This window comes from Mesorhizobium sp. LjNodule214 (genome assembly GCF_964252735.1).
In the GTDB taxonomy this organism is placed as follows: Bacteria; Pseudomonadota; Alphaproteobacteria; order Rhizobiales; family Rhizobiaceae; genus Mesorhizobium.
Genome location: NZ_CAXUPE020000001.1, coordinates 803,169 through 821,974, shown reverse-complemented (window position 1 = coordinate 821,974; position 18,806 = coordinate 803,169). Strand labels below are relative to the sequence as shown.

The following is an 18,806-nucleotide window of genomic DNA, read 5'->3' as shown; positions in this document are numbered from 1 at the left end:
TGCAGGGCGGCGTCTGATCCAATACTCGCCGATGGCGAGGCGCTCTCGCCTATTTGACTTCCCCACGCGGCTCCGGTGGCAGTTCGAAATTGACAAGGGAGTGAAGGAGAAAAAGCGGAGACTATCGAGAGAGCGGCCCGCAGCGCCCACAGTCGACAAAGTTAGCCTTGCCCGAGAACCGATATCGGCGCATCGCAGCGACAGTAAGCACCTTTGCGCTTGCCTTGAAGGCATCCTATTCTGGAGGGTAGTAGCCGCTCGTGGGCATAGAATGTCGGTACTGCCTTTCTTAAGAATTCACGCGCCGCTCAACGCGCTGCTGGCTGCGACTGGGCTTGTGGCGGTGGCTACGCTCACGACACCGGACATGTCCGGACGAAGCAGACTGGCTCTGGCTGCCGTGCTCGCGGTCATTTGGGGCGCCTATCTCCTGCAACTGGCCGGGACGCTGCTCAAGCGCCGGACGGGAGACGTTCGGGACAGGACGCCGGCAATCGCCATTGATGTGCTCGCGGTTTTGGTTCCACTCGCCGCATTTCTGCTCGTCGACACGCCCGACCGGAGCCTCTACTGTGCTGTCTGGCTGCTGAAACCGCTGCGCGACTCGACTTTCTTCCCGCTGCTGGGCAGGGTCCTGACCAACGAAGCGCGCAACCTGATCGGCGTCACCACGGTCTTCGGCATCGTTCTGTTCGGTGTCTCGCTCGCGGCCTATGTCATCGAGCGCGACATCCAACCGGAAAAGTTCGGCAGCATCCCCCAGGCAATGTGGTGGGCGGTGGTCACGCTTTCCACTACCGGCTATGGCGACGCTATTCCGGAAAGCTTCGCCGGCCGCGTCCTTGCCGGGGGGGTCATGATGTGTGGCATCGGCATCTTCGCGCTCTGGGCTGGCATTCTTGCCTCCGGCTTCTATCAAGAAATCCGTCGCGAGGATTTCGTCCGCAATTGGCAATTGGTCGCCGCCGTGCCGTTGTTTCAGAAGCTCGGCCCAGCCGCGCTAATCGAGATCGTGCGCGCGTTAAGACCTCGCATCGTGCCGGCGGGTGCCGTGATCTGTCGCAATGGCGAGACCGGTGATCGGATGTTCTTCGTCGTGGAGGGGCGCGTCAGAGTCGCGATGCCGAACCCGGTGGAGCTTGGCCCTGGCGCCTTCTTCGGCGAGATGGCGCTGATCAGCGGCGAACCGCGTTCGGCGACCGTCAGCGCCGCAACGGCGGTCTCACTCCTGTCGCTGCACTCGGCGGATTTCCAGATGCTGTGCAGCAGCAGCCCGGAGATCGCGGAAATCATCCGCAAGACCGCGCTCGAGCGGCGCGGCGCGGCACCGATGGCTTGATCCCAATCGTGCAGCTTCAGCGTCGCGCTGGCGGGGCCCCGCTGCCTCCAGCAGCTCCCCCGCTTTCGAAGCCTGCCAGCAGCAGGCTCTCGCCGGCGACGAAGGTGAGGAAGCCGGCCGCGACGCAGTCATTGCCCAATCGCTGGTACTTCATCGTCAAAAGTGCTGCCGCCACGACGAGCGCGACGCCGTCGATGGTCCAGAGTGTTTCGCGAAGCGGAGCGCTTTCAACGAAGGTGCCGGCTAGGCCAAAGGCGCCGCCGATGGCTAGGCCGATCGCTGCGACGGTGTCGAGAGTGGAGCGCATTTGAGGTCTCCCCAGCCGGGAGGAGGATACGCCAAGGCGGGGTGATGGTGAAGGGGAGGAGTGCGCACTAGGCAAGTGAAGGCGGTCATGGACACGAACTTAAGGACCGGGAGTATTGTGCCGATGGAGTATCACAATCTTGGAGCGATGCGGACTCAATGGCGGAAGGCCCAAGGACAAAAGCACGGACGTGATACCGTTACGACTCTTGCAGAATCGTGTAAAAATCCGGCCCACGGTCGGATTTGGCGAGGGAGGCATAAATTCTAAGACGAATCGAGTTTGAAAACTTTAGAAAGCACTCTAAATTCCGTGTTACCCGCAAAGAAAGAAATATCTTTGTAGGTCCTAACAATGCTGGAAAGTCCTCTGTACTCGACGCTCTTCGGCTGTTCGCAGATGTCGCGCGTTATGCAGAATACAGGCTTCCAATTCTTAAGACACAAAATCCGTACGGTGTCTGCGCGACGTACGAAATGACCAACAAGAATTTCTGCCTACCTATCGCAAACATACCGACAAACGAATCCGAGGAAGACGTTAAGGTTTCTATATATCATGACAATGGTTCTGCTCTTCACCTGATACTCAACGCTGATCGTCAACCGACCGTTTTTCTTCAATCAGAGAAGAGAGCTAAGAGCACAAAGGCTTACTTCAAGCAATGCTTTCCAGAATCCATAATTGTTGTTCCTACGTTAAGTCAGCTTGAGGAGACGGAGAAACCGAACGATCTCGACTATGTTAGAAGCGTCGAACATACTCGGCTTGCCGCACGAAACTTTCGGAATATTTGGAGACAGAAGAGCCATAGCGAATTTCAGGACTTTTCGGCGCTGGTAGAGGGCAACTGGAAAGACATCGAGGTTCAGAAACCGAAGATAATTGTCGGGGTGCCATCGACCCTTGAGATGATCTACCTTGAGAATGGGTATCCACGGGAAATCTATTTATCTGGCTTTGGATTTCAGGCGTGGATGCAAATTATGACTCATTTTCTTCGAGGATCAGGAGGAGACATCCTCGTCTTGGACGAGCCAGATGTTTACCTTCACGCTGACCTCCAGAGAAGACTTTACGGCATTGCCAAAAAGCGATTTTCTCAAATCCTTCTTGCCACGCATTCAGCGGAGATCATGAACGAAGCCAACTCGGGCGACGTCGTTCTGGTGAGGTCAGAATTTCAAACCGGAAAACGGATCACCACGGAAGAAGGCTACCGCAGCGCACATGCACTTTTGGGTTCCTCTGAAAACGCTGACTTTGCCCGTCTTTCAAGAGCTAAAAGAATAATAGCGTTCGAGGGAAACGATCGTTCCATCTATCGCAGGTTCGAGCAAATGTTGATCTCCGATGGGGTATTTAGCGATCCTGATACGATGCTAATCAAAATTGGTGGGTACGAACAATGGCCGCGGGTCGGCAATTTGCCTTGGGCGTTTCAAGAGCTTTTTGGAATTCAACCAAAGATCGCTGCAATCTTTGACCGAGATTATCGATGCTTAGAGGAAATCGAAGGCCACGAGCAGAAGCTGAGAAAGTCGGGGGTTTTTTGTCACGTCCTCCGGCGTAAAGAGATCGAGAATTATGTCATCGCTCGTGATGCGATATGCAAGGCTACGCAGAAGGCTGCTAAAAAGAAAGAAAAAGTTATAGAGGATGTTTGGATTGACGATCTTTTGTCCTCCATTTCCTTGGAATTTCGGGAGGATTGCCTCATAAACGTCCAATCTTCCACAAGTAAGTTTTATCAACTTAAGCGAGACGGAAGGGATACTCAAACTATTTTGAAGTTAGCTAAGAGTGAATTTGATAAAGATCGGGCGACTCGGGGATTTGGCTGTCGGATTTCCGGGAAAGAGTTCTTTTCCGCTTTCAATCGAGCGCTCGACGAAGCCTACGGGGTATCTATCTCGTTATTCCAGGTATTGGATGAATTTCACGCATCGGAATTCGATGCGGAATTCTGCGACATGCTCACGGAGGTAAATCGATACTTCGCTGAGGAATAGTTCGGTATCGACACACCCAACGCAGAACGTCCCATTCGCACCCGCAGACCTAGCGCCTAGAAGGCCGCTACCTCTGGCACCTCCTTCGAAGCCTGCCATCGATTCACTGGATCGGTGCCTTGGCGCGCTCTGCGCGCCTAACGGGTCACCGCACTGCCGCAACCCCCCAGGGTGGGACCCGCTGCCCTCGGCAGCTCCCACCCGGATTTTCGCTCGCATTGACCCACCGGGTCGATGCGTCCGGCCTGAGGCCGGACCGCTCAATCCCCCATCTTCAAGGCCTGGATAAACGCCTCCTGCGGGATATCCACCTTGCCGAACTGACGCATCCGCTTCTTGCCCTCTTTCTGCTTGTCGAGCAGCTTGCGCTTGCGCGAGACGTCGCCGCCGTAGCATTTGGCGGTGACATCCTTGCGCAGCGCCGAGATCGTCTCGCGGGCGATGACCTTGCCGCCGATCGCGGCCTGGATCGGGATCTTGAACAGATGGTGCGGGATCAGCTCCTTCAGCTTCTCGCACATCTGGCGGCCGCGCTTTTCCGCCGCCGTGCGGTGGACCAGCATCGACAGCGCGTCGACCGGCTCCTCGTTGACCAGGATCGACATCTTCACCAGGTCGCCTTCCTTGTAGTCGGTCAGATGATAATCGAAGGAGGCGTAACCCTTGGAGATCGACTTCAGCCGGTCGTAGAAATCGAAGACGACTTCGTTGAGCGGCAGATCGTAGGTCAGCATGGCGCGCTTGCCGACATAGGACAGGTCGGCCTGGATGCCGCGCCTGTCCTGGCAGAGTTTCAGGATGCCGCCGAGATAGTCGTCCGGCGTCAGGATGGTGGCGCGGATCCACGGCTCCTCGATGGCCGAGATTTTCACCACGTCGGGCATGTCGGCCGGGTTGTGCAGTTCCTTGACCGAGCCGTCATTGAGAGCCAAGCGGTAGACGACGCTGGGCGCGGTGGCGATGAGGTCGAGGTTGAACTCGCGCTCCAGCCGCTCCTGGATGATTTCCAGATGCAAGAGACCAAGGAAGCCGCAGCGATAGCCGAAGCCGAGCGCGGCGCTGGTTTCCATTTCGTAGGAGAAGGAGGCGTCGTTGAGGCGCAGCTTGCCGACGGCGGCACGCAGATCCTCGAAATCGGCGGCGTCGACCGGGAACAGGCCGCAGAACACCACCGGCTGCGCCGGCTTGAAACCGGGCAGGGCATGCGCGGTCTGGCGCCTGTCCTCGGTGATGGTGTCGCCGACGCGGGTGTCGGCCACTTCCTTGATCGAGCCGGTGAAGAAGCCGAACTCGCCAGGGCCGAGCTCGTCGACATTGATGCGGGCCGGGGTGAAGACGCCGGTGCGCTCGACCAAATATTTGGCGCCGGTGCCCATCATGCGGATGGTCTGGCCCTTTTTCAGCACGCCGTCGATGATGCGCACCAGCACGATGACGCCGAGATAGGCATCGTACCAGCTGTCGACCAGCATCGCCTTCAAAGGGGCGGCAGCGTCGCCCTGGCGCGGCGGCGGCAGGTGGTGGACGATGGCCTCGAGCACGTCGGGGATGCCCAAGCCGGTCTTGGCCGAGATCAGCACGGCGTTGGAGGCGTCGATGCCGATCACTTCCTCGACCTGCTCGCGAATGCGCTCGGGCTCGGCGGCCGGCAGGTCGACCTTGTTCAGCACCACGACGATCTCGTGGTTGTTGTCGATGGCCTGGTAGACATTGGCCAGCGTCTGCGCCTCGACGCCCTGGCTCGCGTCGACGACCAGCAGCGAGCCCTCGCAGGCGGCCAGCGAACGCGACACTTCATAGGCGAAGTCGACATGGCCGGGCGTGTCGATGAGGTTGAGGATATAGTCCTCGCCATTGTTGGCGCGGTATTTCAGCCGCACCGTCTGCGCCTTGATGGTGATGCCGCGCTCGCGCTCGATGTCCATCGAGTCCAGCACCTGCTCCTTCATGTCGCGCAGCTCCAGCCCGCCGGTGGACTGGATCAGCCGGTCGGCAAGCGTGGATTTGCCATGGTCGATATGGGCGACGATGGAGAAATTGCGGATGTGGTCGAGCGGGGTGGTCATGCGGCGGCCTTTAGCAGGGGCGGGTTGCAGGGGCAAGCGGGGCGGGGCGCATGGCGCAAGGGCGCTGGCCCGCCAGCATCCATATTCAGAAGCGCCCCGTCGCAACCGCCGCGAACACGCGGAACTGCTTAAACCTTAATCCACTCGTTTAGGGCATCATCCGCGCCTTGCGTGATAGCCCGGCATGCTGCCGTGGTCCGGGGGCTCAAAATGTTCGTCCATCCATTCAGATCAGCAATACGCTTTTTCCGCTCGACGAGCGGCTCGCTCGTGCCCGTTTTCATCATGGCCTTGATCCCGCTGGCGCTCGCCGTCGGCTTTTCGGTCGACTACACCTCTGCGGTGCAGACAAGGGGCAACATGCAGAATGCCCTGGATGCGGCGATCCTGTCGGTCACCACGATGCCGGCCGGCACGGCCCTTGCCGATCGCCAGACGGCACTTGAGCAGTCCTTCGCCGCCAATGGCGGGCAAGGCACCGCCAAGCTCGACAGCTTCGACATCGCCGCCGACGGCACCGCCACCGCCAAGGCATCGGCGAGCTATCCGATGCCGACCAATTTCATGCAGATCGCCAGGATCGACACGGTGCAGGTCGCCGTCGGCTCGGCGGTGCGCAAGCGGCCGGCGCTGGTGCAGACCACGTTCAGGGTCACGAAGGTGTCGGGTTACTGGGGCAAGACGATGACGCTCTACGGCGTGAAGTTCGGCGCGACCGACGCCAAGCCGCTGATGACGATCACCTATACCTATGGCAACACCGGCGATCCGAAGGGCTACGGCACGGCCATCGTCAACAACATCACCAATTCGGGCGGCGCCGACGTCACCACGACGGTCCAGAAGCAGGTCTGCGTGGTCGGCAAGACGAAGGACCTCCAGAAGAGCCTGCCCGCCGGAACGGCCATCCAGACGGACTCGAGTGGCACCAAATATGGTTGTGTCGATACGATGTATCCCGCCAATGGCGCCGGCGCCGTGGTCGACGTCAGCCAGATGAGCAGCCTCTATCTGCAGATGGACGTGCCGTCCGGCTCGCCGAAGATCCTGAAGTCGAACGATCCGGCCACCTCCAACCGGCTCTATATCGGCACGAGCCCGACCGACATGCCCGAGATCGCAACCGGCCAGACCGTCGACATCTTCACCGCCGTGCCCTGCGGCCAGCCGGGCTACCAGGCCTGGGAGGACGGCGGCAATCCCGTGCCGGCCGCGGTTTCCAACGCCGACTTCTTCTACACCGTGACCGGCAAGTGCGACTTCAACCAGCGGCCTTCGGATACGGTGCTGACCCAGTAGGGGGGCAAGTCGCAGACGCCCTATGCCAACGCCGTCCGGTTGCCGGGCGGCGTTTTAGCTTGTCGGCCGACTGCGAATGATCAATTTTCGAAGCTGGTGCTGCCCCTCATTGCCCTGCCGGGCATTTCTCCCCGTGAACGGGGAGAAAGAGGCTGACCGCGACCTCGGCACCCCTTCCTGCAATGTCGGCGGTTGGCGAAACCATTGACGAGAGCGCCCCTCTCCCCGTCACTACACGGGGAGAGGATGCCGGCAGGCAGGTGAGGGGCGGCGCAAACGTCCGGAGTCTGGCCCAAACCGAGGCAGCCAATCACGAAGCGGTGAACGATGTAACGAAGCTCCCCGCACCGGCGAAACCGTTGTCATGGCCCAGCTTGCAACGGAGACCCAAGATGACTGGTTCAAAGGCGAAAAGGGGCGCGATGTGGCTCGGCGCCGGTGCGGCGCTCCTTGTCCTCGCCGCGACAGGCGCCGCCGCGCAGCCGCTGACCGTGGTCGAGCTGTTCACCAGCCAGGGCTGCTCGTCCTGCCCGCCGGCCAATGCCAATCTGATCAAGGTCAAGGACCGCTCGGGCGTGCTGGCGCTGTCGTTCAACGTCACCTACTGGGACTATCTCGGCTGGAAGGACACGTTCGGCAGAGAAGAATTCACGCAGCGCCAGGTCAACTATGAGCCGTCGCTCGGCCGCTCCGGCCCGTTCACGCCGCAAGTGGTGGTCAATGGCGATGCCGATGCGGTCGGCGCCCGTCCCGGCGAGATCGAACAGCTGATTGCCAGCAGCGGCCGCATAAAAGGCCCATCGCTGTCGCTCAGCGGCGGCAAGATCGCCATCGGCGCCGGCAAGGCGCCCGCTGGCCGCGCCGATGTCTGGCTGGTGCGCTACCGCCAGGGCGTGATCGAGGTTCCGGTGGCGCGCGGCGAAAACACCGGCCGCACCTTGCCGCATGCCAATGTCGTGCACGCGCTGAAGAAGCTTGGCAGCTGGACGGGCGAGGCGACGACGTTTTCCCTGCCCGCCGATTCAAGCGGCCTCAGCACCGCGGTGCTGGTGCAATCGCCCGGCGGGTCGATCCTGGCCGCCGCCGCCAACTAATCGTTCAAAAGTTTCGCGACGCCGCATGGAGCGGCGGCGCACTTCCCGGCCCTCGCGCCATCAACCCTCCAGAGGAGACCATCATGACCCATTTCTCTCGCCTGACGCTGCCGGCGCTCGCCTTCGCGCTGTGCTCGACGGCGCTGTATGCCGGCGGCATCGCGCGCGCCGAGGATGCGATGAAGCCGGCCAATGCGATGGCCACGGACGCGATGAAGCCGGCAACGGATGCGATGAAACCGGCCGGCGCCATGGCGACCGACGCAATGAGCACAAACGCGATGAAATCGACCGACCCGATGGCGGCTGATGCGATGAAGAAGGACTGCATGGACAAGGCAGCCATGGAAACCGACGCCATCAAGAAGGACGAGGCGACCAAGGCCTGCGACGCGATGGGGGCGGCCAACTAGCTTTGGCTCGCCTCCGGCCGTCCCTGGCCATGGCCGTTCCCTGTCCAGGTCAGGGACGGTCCTCTTACGGACTGGGCCGGGCTGGAGCGCGCGGTGCACGGCAATGTGAGACAAGGGCGGTGCGATCCGCCATATAATAGGACACCATCATGGGAGATCAGACATGACCGGCATTCACGAAAAAGCCGCGCGGCGATCGGCCAATTTCGCCAGGGGCGCGCTGGCCGCCCTCATCCTGGCGGCGGCGGGGGCCGCGCTGTGGCAGAGCCCGGCCGTCTCGGCCGAGGACGCGGTGGTGATCCCGCCGGCGGCGCTGGACGAGAAGGCCACCAGCGGCAGCGAGAAGGCGGTCTTCGCCGGCGGCTGCTTCTGGGGCGTGCAAGGCGTGTTCCAGCACGTCAAGGGCGTCAGCAGTGCCGTTTCCGGCTATGCCGGCGGCAGCCAGGAAAACGCCGTCTACGAGACGGTCGGCACTGGCCGCACCGGGCACGCCGAATCGGTCGAGATCACCTACGATCCGTCCAAGGTCACCTACGGCCAGCTGCTGCAGGTGTATTTCTCGGTGGCGCACAATCCGACGCAGCTCAACTACCAGGGCCCGGACAGCGGCACCCAGTATCGCTCGACCATCTTTGCCGAGAACCAGGAGCAGCAGAAGATCGCCGAGAGCTACATCGCCCAACTCGACAAGGCCAAGGTGTTTTCGAAGCCGATCGTCACCACGCTGGAGACCGGCAAGGCCTTCTATCCGGCCGAGACCTACCACCAGGATTTTCTGACGCTGAACCCCACCTATCCCTACATCGTCTACAACGACCTGCCCAAGGTGGCGAATTTGAAGGCGCTGTTCCCGGCGCTGTATAGTGACAAGCCGGTGCTGGTGCTGGCAAGCAGCAAGAGCTGAGGCCTGGCAGGGAGGGCGGGGCGAACCCTCCACCCTTCGTCATCCTAGAGCGAAGCGACGTCGCGGAGACCCTAGGATGACGAAGGGATTTGATGCGCCGCCCCTGAAACGCCACCCTTTGTCGTCTCAATCATACGTCAGATCCGTCGCCTTGCCGCCAAAGACGCGGTAGGCGTAGAAGGAATAGAAGATGATGATCGGCAGCACGACGACGGTGCCGGCGAGGATGATGGCGAGGCTTTCGGGCGCCGAAGCCGCCTGCCAGATGGTCAGCTTGTCGGGCACGACGAAGGGGTAGAACGACCAGGCCAGCCCGGCAAAGCCAAGCGCGAAGATGGCGGCCAGAGTCAGGAACGGCGTCAGCGCGTGGCGGTCGTCGGGCCTGGGCAGATGGAAGGTCTGCCGCCACAGCCAGACGAACAGCAGCGCCGACAGGATCGGCAGCGGCGACAGATAGAGCATTTGTGGCCAGACGAACCATTTGTCGAAGATGCGCGGGCTGGCAAAGGGCGTCGCCAGCGACACCGCGACCATGCCGAGTGCGGCCAGCACCAGCGCCGTGCGCAGCCAGCCCACCGCCTTCTTCTGCAATGCGCCCTCGGTCTTGTAGATCAGCCAGGCGGCGCCCATCGCCGCATAGGCGGCGGCGAGGCAGAGCGCCACCAGCGCGCCGAAGGCCACGCCGCCAAAGCCGACATCGAGGCCGAGCACATAGACGCCCAGCATATAGCCCTGCGCCAGCGAGGCGATGATCGAGCCGAGGAAGAAGATGCGGTTCCAGCGATGCTTCCTGCCGGCCGGCACCTTGGCGCGGAAATCGAACGCGACGCCGCGCAGGATGAGGCCGACGAGCAGCAGGAAGACCGGAATGTAGAGCGCGGTGAGGATGGTGCCGTGCGCCAGCGGGAAGGCGACCAGCAGCAGGCCGACGGCCAGCACCAGCCAGGTCTCGTTGGCGTCCCAGAACGGGCCTATTGCCGCGATCATCGTATCTTGCTCGGCGTCTTCAGCAGCCGCGAACAGGATGCCGATGCCGAGGTCGAAGCCATCGAGGATGACGTAGATCAGGATGGCGAGGCCCATCAGGCCGGCGAAGATCAGGGGGAGCAAGGTTGGCCAGTCGAAGGTCATGTTCTTCTCCTCACTCCCCGGCCGCCGGTTGCGACAATGCCGCGTTCATGACGCCGGGCAACGGCGAGGCGTCGCCATCCTTGGCCGCCTTCAGCGCCAGATGCACCAGCACGCCGAGATAGGCGATCAGAAGCAGCACGTAGAGGATGAGATAAACGGCAAGCGTCAGCGCGACATGGCTGCCGGCGACCGGGCCGACAGCGTCGGCGGTCTTCAGGACGCCGGTGACCAGCCAGGGCTGGCGGCCGATTTCGGTGGTGTACCAGCCGGCAAGCGTCGCCAGCCAGCCGGACAGTCCCATCGGCACCATCAGCAGCGCCAGCGGCTTCGGCAGGCTGTGGCGGCGCTTGAGGAAAAAGGCCGCCGACCAGGAGACGAGCAACATCAGGACACCGGTGCCGACCATGATCCGAAAGCCCCAGAACACCGGGAAGACCGGCGGATGGTTGCCGGGATAGTCGTTGAGGCCCGGCACCACGCCGCTGGTGCTGTGGCGCAGCACGACGCTGGCGCCGTCAGGGATGGCGAGCTCGAATTTGTTTTCCCTGGCCGCTTCGTCGGGGAGCGCGAACAGCACCAGCGGCACGTTGGGGCCGGTGTTCCAGTTTGCCTCCATGGCGGCAATCTTCTGCGGCTGGTGCTCCAGCGTGTTCAAACCGTGCTGGTCGCCGGCGAAGATCTGGATCGGAATCAGGATGGCGGCGGTGAAGACGCCCGTGCGCAGCGCCTTCCACATCGATTCCGAACGGTCGCCGTAGAGATAGCGAAGCGCCGACAGGCCGGCGATCAGGAACGAGACCGTCAGGCCGGAGGCAAGCAGCATGTGGACGAGCCGGTAGGGCATCGACGGATTGAAGACGATCGCCCACCAGTCGACCGCATGCGCGACGCCATCGCGCATCTCGAAGCCGGCCGGGGTCTGCATCCAGGAATTCAGCGCAATGATCCAGAAGGCGGAGACCGTCGTGCCGCCGGCCACCAGCACCGTTGCCAGCGTATGGATGCGGTTGGAAACGCGGCGAAAGCCGAACAGCATGATGCCGAGGAAGGCCGCCTCGAGGAAGAAGGCGGTGAGGATCTCATAGGCGAGCAGAGGGCCGGCGATGTTGCCGACCGTCTCCATATAGCCCGGCCAGTTGGTGCCGAACTGGAAGCTCATGGTGACGCCGGAGACCACGCCCATGGCGAAGGACAAAGCGAACACCTTCACCCAGGTGAAATAGGCGCGCATCCAGGCGGAATCGCCGGTCGCGTTGTAACGCAGCTTGAAGAACAAGAGCACCCAGCCAAGCGCGATGGTGATCGCCGGAAACAGGATATGGAACGAGATATTCGCGCCGAACTGGATGCGCGACAGAATGAGCGGGTCCATGGCGGGCTCCGGCTGCTGCTTGTGGCTGGAGAATAGGGCGCAGGCGCGGTCCGGTCAAAGCGGCTTGGCGTCACGCGGGGCGCGATGTCGCAGCACTTTGGGCGAAGGCATCAGCCTGCCGGCAAACGGCTCGCGGGGGAACGATTATCCAGAATTGTCAGGAGTGGCATTGACTTCCCGCCGCGCGCACCAACATTCAGCGGAATAAAAATCTCCCGCCCCCTTTCAAGCAGCCGTTTTCAGCCATGCCATCAATCATATCGATTTCCGGGGTCACCAAGACCTACGCCACCGGTTTCAAGGCGCTCAAGGAAATCAACCTCGACATCGAACGCGGCGAGATATTCGCCCTGCTCGGGCCTAACGGCGCCGGCAAGACGACGCTGATCTCGATCGTCTGCGGCATCGTCAACCGCTCGTCGGGCTCGGTCACAGTGGACGGGAACGATATCACCAAGGATTATCGCGCCGCGCGCAGCCTGATCGGACTGGTGCCGCAGGAGCTGACCATCGACGCCTTCGAGAGCGTATGGGCGACGGTCAATTTCAGCCGCGGCCTGTTCGGCAAGCCGGCCAACCCGGCATTCGTCGAGAAGGTGCTGCGCGACCTTTCGCTGTGGGACAAGAAGGATGCCAAGGCGATCACGCTGTCGGGCGGCATGAAGCGCCGGCTGATGATCGCCAAGGCGCTGTCGCACGAGCCGCGCGTGCTGTTCCTCGACGAGCCGACAGCCGGTGTCGACGTCGAGCTGCGGCAGGACATGTGGGAGATGGTGCGCCGGCTGCGTGAGGACGGCGTCACCATCATCCTGACCACGCATTACATCGAGGAGGCCGAGGCGATGGCCGATCGCGTCGGCGTCATCAACCGCGGCGAGATCATCCTGGTCGACGACAAGGCCGAATTGATGCGCAAGCTCGGCCGCAAGCGCCTTTTGGTGGAGCTGCGCAGCCCGCTCGAGGCCATCCCCGAGAAACTCTCGCGCTACGCGCTCGAGCTGTCGCCGGACGGCCAGCAACTGACCTACACCTATGACAACCAGAGCGACCGGCCAGGCGTCGCCTCGTTGCTGCGCGACCTCGAGGCCGCCAGCATCCATTTCCGCGACATGGACACGGAAAACAGCTCGCTCGAAGAGATCTTCGTCAATCTTTTGAGGCAAGAGCCATGAACCTGCGCGCGGCCATGAATCTTCGTGCAGTATGGGCAATCTACCGGGTGGAAATGGCGCGCGCCCTTCGCACCGTGCTGCAGAGCATCATCTCGCCGGTCATCTCGACATCGCTCTATTTCGTCGTCTTCGGTTCGGCCATCGGCTCGCGCATCACCGAGATCGACGGCATCAGCTACGGCGCCTTCATCGTGCCCGGGCTGATCATGCTGTCGCTTTTGACGCAGTCGATCTCCAATGCCTCCTTCGCCATCTATTTCCCCAAATTCGTTGGCTCGATCTACGAGCTGCTGTCGGCGCCGGTGTCCTATCTGGAGATCGTCATTGCCTATGTCGGCGGGGCGGCGACCAAGTCGATCATCCTCGGCCTGATCATCCTGGCGACGGCCTCGCTGTTCGTGCCTCTTCACATCGAACATCCGGTCTGGATGCTCGCCTTCCTGGTGCTGACGGCGGTGACCTTCAGCCTGTTCGGCTTCATCATCGGCATCTGGGCCAAGAGCTTCGAGCAGCTGCAGCTGGTGCCCCTGCTGATCATCACGCCGCTGACCTTCCTGGGCGGCAGCTTCTATTCGATCAACATGCTGCCCGACATCTGGCGCACGGTGACGCTGTTCAATCCGGTCGTCTATCTGATCAGCGGGTTCCGCTGGAGCTTTTACGGCAAGTCGGACGTCTCGGTCGGTATCAGCCTTGGCATGACGGTCGTCTTTCTGCTGATCTGCATAGCGATCGTCGCCTGGATCTTCAGGACGGGCTACCGGCTAAGGAACTGACCGGGCGGCCGCTTCAGATTGCTTTCACCAGCCGCAGCAGGCCGAGCATCTCGACCAGCGTCCCCTGGCGGAAGGCGACATAGGTCGGCTGCTCCTGGCCGTGGAAGCGGCGCTTGAATGCCGCCTGGCCCTGCAAATTGAACTTCGAGCGATTGACCCAGGGCGAATCATAGGCGCGCTGGAAAGCACTGCGCCAGAAGCCATTTTCGGCAAAGCCGCTGGCTTCGATGTCGACCAGGGGCGACAGACCCAGCGTGACGACGGAAATGCCTTCCTCGCGAAAGCGGTCGACGGCGAATTTGGTCAGGCCGATCTCGGCATGCGAGGTGGCCTCGACATGCTTGCGCTTGAAGGCCGTGGTGTAGCCGATGACCTTGCCGTCGCGAAACAGCGGATCGAAATCGAGCAGGGAGACGAGCTCGCCATCGGGGCCGCGCAGCACGAAACGGCGCATGTCGGCGCCGAGATGATCGGCGAAGGGCCGGTTGAGGAAGCCCATCTCCCAGCGCTTGACGATGCGCTCGCCGCGCCAGTTCTCGGACAGCCTGGCGATCTCGTCGAGGAAGATGCTGCGCCTGTCTTCCTCGAAGGAATAGCCCTTCTTCAGCAGCCAGCGTTCGGAATAGCGCACCGTCTCGTTGCGCTTGCCGGAGAAATCATGGTCGGGCAGCGGCAGCCTGGTGTCGATGCCCAGGCGGTTGACCTGATAGCCGAGCGAGGCCAGCACGCGCGCGGTCTCGGCGCCGATCTGCACGAACCAGGGGCCGCTGGCGGCTTCGACGAAACGTCTGATGTAGTCGGGTCGGTCAGGCGGATGCACCACCGGGTCGCCGAGCGCGAAATGGTGCTTCATCTTGGTACCGAAGGCGATGTAGCCGTCGCTGTCGCCGAAATAGGACAGTTTCTGCTGCACGGCGGTCGAGTAGGCGAGCGAGAAATCGCCATGCCGGCGAACCAGCGCCAGGCGCTCGACATGCGTCAGTTCCTGGCGCGGAACCTTGGGTGCTGCGCCTTCAAGAAACCTGTCGATGGTGATGCGCAAGGAGGGCATGGCCGGTCCGCGTGTCGAAAGGAAGACCCGCCAGCCCACAGGCCTCGAATCAGTCGCACTGACGCGACCTGATTATCGATCATATCGCGCATGCGCCATAGAGGCGCAATCGGCGTCATCTGCAGGGCAATCTCGGCCAAAAGGCGGCAAAGCCAAGCCGAGCCCGTACGATCGGCCTCGCCCGACATGGAGTGCCGCCGTCAAAAAGGAGGGCCGTCTCCAGGTCCTCCTTCGTATCGCGCGTTGTCGCCGCCTGGTCAGACCGCGATCTTGCCGCCGCCCTGCTTGGTGATGGCGACCACCGATGGCCGCACCGGCATGTCGGGCTTGAAATCGGGCCAGCGGGTCGACAGATCCTCGTAGTAGGAGGGCCGGCCAAATGGCTTCCAGTCTTCGCCGCCGTCGCCCGGATGCTGGACGGCGACGAAAGCGGTCTGGTCGTCCGGCGCAAACAGCGGGCCGCACATTTCGGCGCCGATCGGCACGCGGAAGAACAGTTTTGAGGTTGCCCGCGCGGCACCTTCGGTGTCGACCGCCCACAGGCCATCGGTGCGGCCGGTGGCCTTCGGGCCCTGGCCATCGGTGGCGACCCACAGGCGCCCGGCCGAATCGACGGCGCAATTGTCCGGCATGCCGAACCAGCCATTGGCTGTCGTGGCCGTCGAGAAGGTGGCGCCGACTTCGGCCACCGAGGGATCGCCGCACTTCAGCAGCACTTCCCACTTGCCCTTGGTTGCGGTGAAGTCGCCGCCGTCCTCGACGATCTCGATGATGTGGCCGAAGGCATTCTCGGCGCGCGGATTGGCGGCGTCGACCTGCTCGGCCTTGCGCTTCGAATTGTTGGTCAGCATGACATAGACCTTGCCGTTGCCAGCATTGGGCTGGATGTCCTCGGGGCGGTCCATCTTGGTAGCGCCGAGCAGGTCGGCGGCGCGGCGCGTTTCGATCAGGACGTCGGCCTGATCGGCAAAACCGTTTTCGGGAGTCAACGGGCCCTGGCCGAAGACGATCGGCAGCCATTCGACCGAGCCGTCCTCGGCAAACTTGGCGACATGCAGCGTGCCGTCGTCGAGCAGGTTCATGTTGGCGGCGCGGTCGTTCGGGTTGAACGTGCCCTTGGTGACGAATTTGTAGACATAGTCGAAGCGCTCGTCGTCACCGAGGTAGAAGACGACACGGCCATCCTTGGCGACGATCGATTCAGCGCCCTCATGCTTGAAGCGACCCATTGCGGTGCGCTTCCTCGGCGTCGAAGTGGGATCGTTGACGTCGACCTCGACGATCCAGCCAAAGCGATTGGCCTCATTCGGTTCCTTGGCGAGGTCGAAACGGTCGTAGTGCGCGCCCCACTCATAGGCACCTTCGGGAATGCCGAGGCGCTTGTAGTTGGCGGCTTCCTTGTGGTCGGCCGGCAGTTCGCCGGAGAAATAGCCGTGGATGTTCTCCTCGGCCATGACATAGGTGCCCCAAGGCGTGACGCCGCCGGCACAATTGTTGAAGGTGCCGATGACCTTGGTGCCAGACGGATCGGCGCTGGTCTTGAGGCGGTCATGGCCGGCGGCAGGGCCGGACAGTGCCATTTCGGTGTTGGAGGTGATGCGGCGGTTGAGCTTGCCGTCGCGCACGACCTGCCATTTGCCTGCTTCCTTGCGGATCTCGACGATGGTGCCGCCGTGTGCTGCCATCTCGACATCGACCTGCTCCTTGCTGAGCGGTGCGACTTCGAGCGCCTTCTTGCCCTCCTTCTCGACGATTTTCACGATGCCCGGAAACATCAGATGCGAGTTGGTGTATTCGTGGTTGACGACCAGCAGGCCGTGCTCGGCCGAGCCGTCGATCGGAATGTAGCCGACATAGTCGTTGTTGTAGCCGAACTGTTTCAACTGGGCCTCGGCCGACTGTTTCGTCGGGTCGAATTCAGGCGAATCGGCAAACAGCGGATCGCCCCAGCGCAACAGAACATCGGCATCGTAACCGGGTGCGACGTGATGCTTGTCGTCGATGCCGGCCTCGAGCTCGTCGAAGCTGAAGGCGGAACCTTCGGCGGCACGGGCGTTGTCGGCACTGACCAATGCCAGCGGGCTGACGGTGGCGGCGATGGCCGAGACGGCGAGCGAGCCTTTCAGAAAACCGCGGCGCGAAAAGCGCGAGGCGATGATCTCGCCCATGGTGCGGTTGTCGGTGGGATTGATGGCCGGGCCGTCATTTTCCTCGAGCAGGCTGGTGCGGAAACGGGCGTCGGTCGAGCGATGTTCAGTCATGGGGGCTTGCCTCTGGCTTTTTGGAGTGGCTGGAGCATGGGTACCTGTTCGACCCTTACAGTCGACTGATCACACTTTCGTGACATTGTAAGCCGGTTTCAATCACGAGCTGGACCTTGGTGCGATGGACGTTGCTTGACGTCCCGGCACGCTTCGGAAACAAGGGCTGCCACAAACGTCACTCAGGGGCAAAAAGTGAGTCTTTCCGGATTACTTCAGCTCGGCATTTCGACCGTGATCTTCCTCTTGGCGGCAACGGCGGCCAAGCAATGGGGGCTGGCGCCAAGCCTGGGCAAGATCGTGGTGACGCTGGCGCTCTATTCGCTGGGCAATCTTATCATGCTCAGATTGATCCGCGAATTCGGCATGTCGGTGTCGTTCAGCCTGTCGGCGGTGATCCAGCTGGTATCGGTCAATGTCGTGGCGCTGGTGTTCTTCGGCGAGCGCGTCAACGCGCTGCAGGCGACGGGCATCGCGCTGGCGGTCGCGGCGGTGGCGCTGATCATGCTCGGGCCCTATCTGCAACCGCGCCTCTAGCGAGACCCCATGAAGACCTTCGCTCGCACGCTGCTCAACCGTATCGAATTCCCGGTCCTGCTGGCCGGCCTGGTGATCGCCGGCGGGCTGTGGGGGTTCGAGGAATTGATGGAGGTGGCGCGGGCGAGCACGCCGCATGCCTTCGACACCGAAATCCTGCTTGCCTTCCGCAAGGCGGGCCAACCCGACAGCCCAATCGGGCCGCCCTGGCTGGAGGGGGCGATGCGCGATATCACCAGCCTCGGCAGCGGCAGCGTGCTGGTGCTGATCGTAACGGCGGTGATCGTCTATCTCTTGATGATCCGCAGGCCGGCAACGGCCCTGCTGATCTTTGTCGCCGTGGCCGGCGGCCAGGTGCTGTCGAGCCTGCTGAAGGCCGGTATCGACCGACCGCGGCCGGATCTCGTCTCGCATCTCGTCAATGAGACGTCGTTCTCGTTCCCGAGCGGCCACGCCATGCTGTCGGCGGTGACCTATCTGACGCTCGGCTCGCTGGCGGCGCGCTTCCTGCATGGGCGGACGACCAAGATTTTCGTGCTTTGCTTGGCGGTGCTGACCACCGTGCTGGTCGGTATCAGCCGCGTCTATCTCGGCGTCCACTGGCCCTCCGACGTGCTGGCCGGCTGGTGCGCCGGCTTCGCATGGGCCATGCTGTGCTGGCTGGTGGCGCGCGTGCTGCAGCGGCGCAAAGCGGTGGCCGACAGTGATTGACCATGTTTGATCCGTTCATGATGATGTTTGAAACAACATGACCCTTATATTGTCCATTGATACTGCAGACTCAGACAAGGGTTCTGGCTGGCCGGAATCGATCAGAAGACGCTAGCCGAGCGCGCCGGGGTTTCGCTTCCGACCATTCACCTATGTTCCAGCGAGGCCAGCGATGCCGACACCGTCGTCTACCGGATCTCGGGCGACATTGGCCGCCGTCGAATCGAAGAATGGCACCGCCGAGCAATCGAGGATGAAGTTTTTGCGCTGGTCGGCGATGCGGTCCAGCACCGTGCCGACGGTCGAGGCGGCGCTGAAGAAGAAGGCTCGCAATTGAAGGGGCCAGTATCTGCAGCCTGAG

At 62.1% G+C, this 18,806-nt stretch carries 16 protein-coding genes and 1 pseudogene; 10 read left to right on the top strand and 7 right to left on the bottom strand.

Annotated elements, in window-relative coordinates:
• Window positions 1-271: 271 nt before the first annotated feature.
• Complete coding sequence (locus tag ACSQ3Z_RS03985) at window positions 272-1,339, top strand: cyclic nucleotide-gated potassium channel (protein WP_436171828.1); 1,068 nt, start codon at window positions 272-274, stop codon at window positions 1,337-1,339.
• 16 nt (window positions 1,340-1,355) lie between these two features.
• On the opposite strand, the gene ACSQ3Z_RS03980 is transcribed toward ACSQ3Z_RS03985, so the two are convergent.
• Window positions 1,356-1,646: a hypothetical protein gene (locus ACSQ3Z_RS03980; RefSeq protein WP_436170071.1), complete on the bottom strand. Its 291-nt coding sequence runs from the start codon at window positions 1,644-1,646 to the stop codon at window positions 1,356-1,358.
• A 263-nt stretch (window positions 1,647-1,909) separates the two neighbouring features.
• Here ACSQ3Z_RS03980 and ACSQ3Z_RS03975 point away from each other — a divergent pair, with 263 nt between their 5' ends.
• Window positions 1,910-3,658: an ATP-dependent nuclease gene (locus tag ACSQ3Z_RS03975; protein WP_436171827.1), complete on the top strand. Its 1,749-nt coding sequence runs from the start codon at window positions 1,910-1,912 to the stop codon at window positions 3,656-3,658.
• A 260-nt stretch (window positions 3,659-3,918) separates the two neighbouring features.
• Here ACSQ3Z_RS03975 and lepA read toward each other — a convergent pair whose 3' ends face one another.
• Window positions 3,919-5,724: a translation elongation factor 4 gene (gene lepA, locus ACSQ3Z_RS03970; protein ID WP_436170070.1), complete on the bottom strand. Its 1,806-nt coding sequence runs from the start codon at window positions 5,722-5,724 to the stop codon at window positions 3,919-3,921.
• A gap of 210 nt (window positions 5,725-5,934) precedes the next feature.
• Here lepA and ACSQ3Z_RS03965 point away from each other — a divergent pair, with 210 nt between their 5' ends.
• The 4 genes from ACSQ3Z_RS03965 (at window position 5,935) to msrA (ending at window position 9,434) form a co-directional block, all read left to right on the top strand.
• A complete protein-coding gene (locus tag ACSQ3Z_RS03965) occupies window positions 5,935-7,023 on the top strand; it encodes a TadE/TadG family type IV pilus assembly protein (protein WP_436170069.1) in 1,089 nt (362 codons plus the stop codon).
• 392 nt (window positions 7,024-7,415) lie between these two features.
• On the top strand, window positions 7,416-8,117 hold the full coding sequence (locus ACSQ3Z_RS03960) for a DUF1223 domain-containing protein (protein WP_436170068.1): 702 nt from the start codon (window positions 7,416-7,418) through the stop codon (window positions 8,115-8,117).
• 83 nt (window positions 8,118-8,200) lie between these two features.
• Window positions 8,201-8,530, top strand: a complete 330-nt coding sequence (locus ACSQ3Z_RS03955) for a hypothetical protein (protein ID WP_436170067.1) — start codon at window positions 8,201-8,203, stop codon at window positions 8,528-8,530.
• 163 nt (window positions 8,531-8,693) lie between these two features.
• Window positions 8,694-9,434, top strand: a complete 741-nt coding sequence (msrA, locus tag ACSQ3Z_RS03950) for a peptide-methionine (S)-S-oxide reductase MsrA (protein WP_436170066.1) — start codon at window positions 8,694-8,696, stop codon at window positions 9,432-9,434.
• 126 nt (window positions 9,435-9,560) lie between these two features.
• Here the strand turns inward: msrA and ACSQ3Z_RS03945 are convergent, their stop codons facing one another.
• Together ACSQ3Z_RS03945 and ACSQ3Z_RS03940 are read right to left on the bottom strand one after the other, a co-directional pair.
• The gene (locus ACSQ3Z_RS03945; RefSeq protein WP_436170065.1) at window positions 9,561-10,565 is read right to left on the bottom strand and encodes a cytochrome d ubiquinol oxidase subunit II; all 1,005 of its coding nucleotides are present in this window, start codon (window positions 10,563-10,565) and stop codon (window positions 9,561-9,563) included.
• Between the two features lie 10 nt (window positions 10,566-10,575).
• The gene (locus tag ACSQ3Z_RS03940) at window positions 10,576-11,937 is read right to left on the bottom strand and encodes a cytochrome ubiquinol oxidase subunit I (protein WP_436170064.1); all 1,362 of its coding nucleotides are present in this window, start codon (window positions 11,935-11,937) and stop codon (window positions 10,576-10,578) included.
• 245 nt (window positions 11,938-12,182) lie between these two features.
• On the opposite strand from ACSQ3Z_RS03940, the gene ACSQ3Z_RS03935 reads away from it, so the two are divergent.
• Together ACSQ3Z_RS03935 and ACSQ3Z_RS03930 are read left to right on the top strand one after the other, a co-directional pair.
• Window positions 12,183-13,109, top strand: coding sequence for an ABC transporter ATP-binding protein (locus tag ACSQ3Z_RS03935; RefSeq protein WP_436170063.1), 927 nt, complete (start codon window positions 12,183-12,185; stop codon window positions 13,107-13,109).
• Between the two features lie 14 nt (window positions 13,110-13,123).
• Window positions 13,124-13,885 carry an ABC transporter permease gene (locus ACSQ3Z_RS03930; protein ID WP_436171826.1) on the top strand — a complete coding sequence of 254 codons (762 nt, stop codon included), beginning with the start codon at window positions 13,124-13,126 and terminating at the stop codon, window positions 13,883-13,885.
• Between the two features lie 13 nt (window positions 13,886-13,898).
• Here ACSQ3Z_RS03930 and ACSQ3Z_RS03925 read toward each other — a convergent pair whose 3' ends face one another.
• Window positions 13,899-14,936 (bottom strand): phosphatidylglycerol lysyltransferase domain-containing protein, encoded by a 1,038-nt coding sequence (locus ACSQ3Z_RS03925; protein WP_436170062.1) that lies wholly within the window; start codon window positions 14,934-14,936, stop codon window positions 13,899-13,901.
• A gap of 257 nt (window positions 14,937-15,193) precedes the next feature.
• Entirely contained in the window at window positions 15,194-17,197 is a 2,004-nt protein-coding gene (locus tag ACSQ3Z_RS03920) for a PhoX family protein (RefSeq protein ID WP_436170061.1), read from the bottom strand.
• 195 nt (window positions 17,198-17,392) lie between these two features.
• Here ACSQ3Z_RS03920 and ACSQ3Z_RS03915 point away from each other — a divergent pair, with 195 nt between their 5' ends.
• Window positions 17,393-17,734, top strand: a complete 342-nt coding sequence (locus ACSQ3Z_RS03915; protein ID WP_436170060.1) for a hypothetical protein — start codon at window positions 17,393-17,395, stop codon at window positions 17,732-17,734.
• Between the two features lie 9 nt (window positions 17,735-17,743).
• The gene (locus ACSQ3Z_RS03910) at window positions 17,744-18,445 is read left to right on the top strand and encodes a phosphatase PAP2 family protein (protein WP_436170059.1); all 702 of its coding nucleotides are present in this window, start codon (window positions 17,744-17,746) and stop codon (window positions 18,443-18,445) included.
• A gap of 204 nt (window positions 18,446-18,649) precedes the next feature.
• Here ACSQ3Z_RS03910 and ACSQ3Z_RS03905 read toward each other — a convergent pair.
• Window positions 18,650-18,769 (bottom strand): annotated as a pseudogene (locus ACSQ3Z_RS03905) (STAS domain-containing protein); the annotation flags it as partial.
• Window positions 18,770-18,806 lie beyond the last annotated feature (37 nt).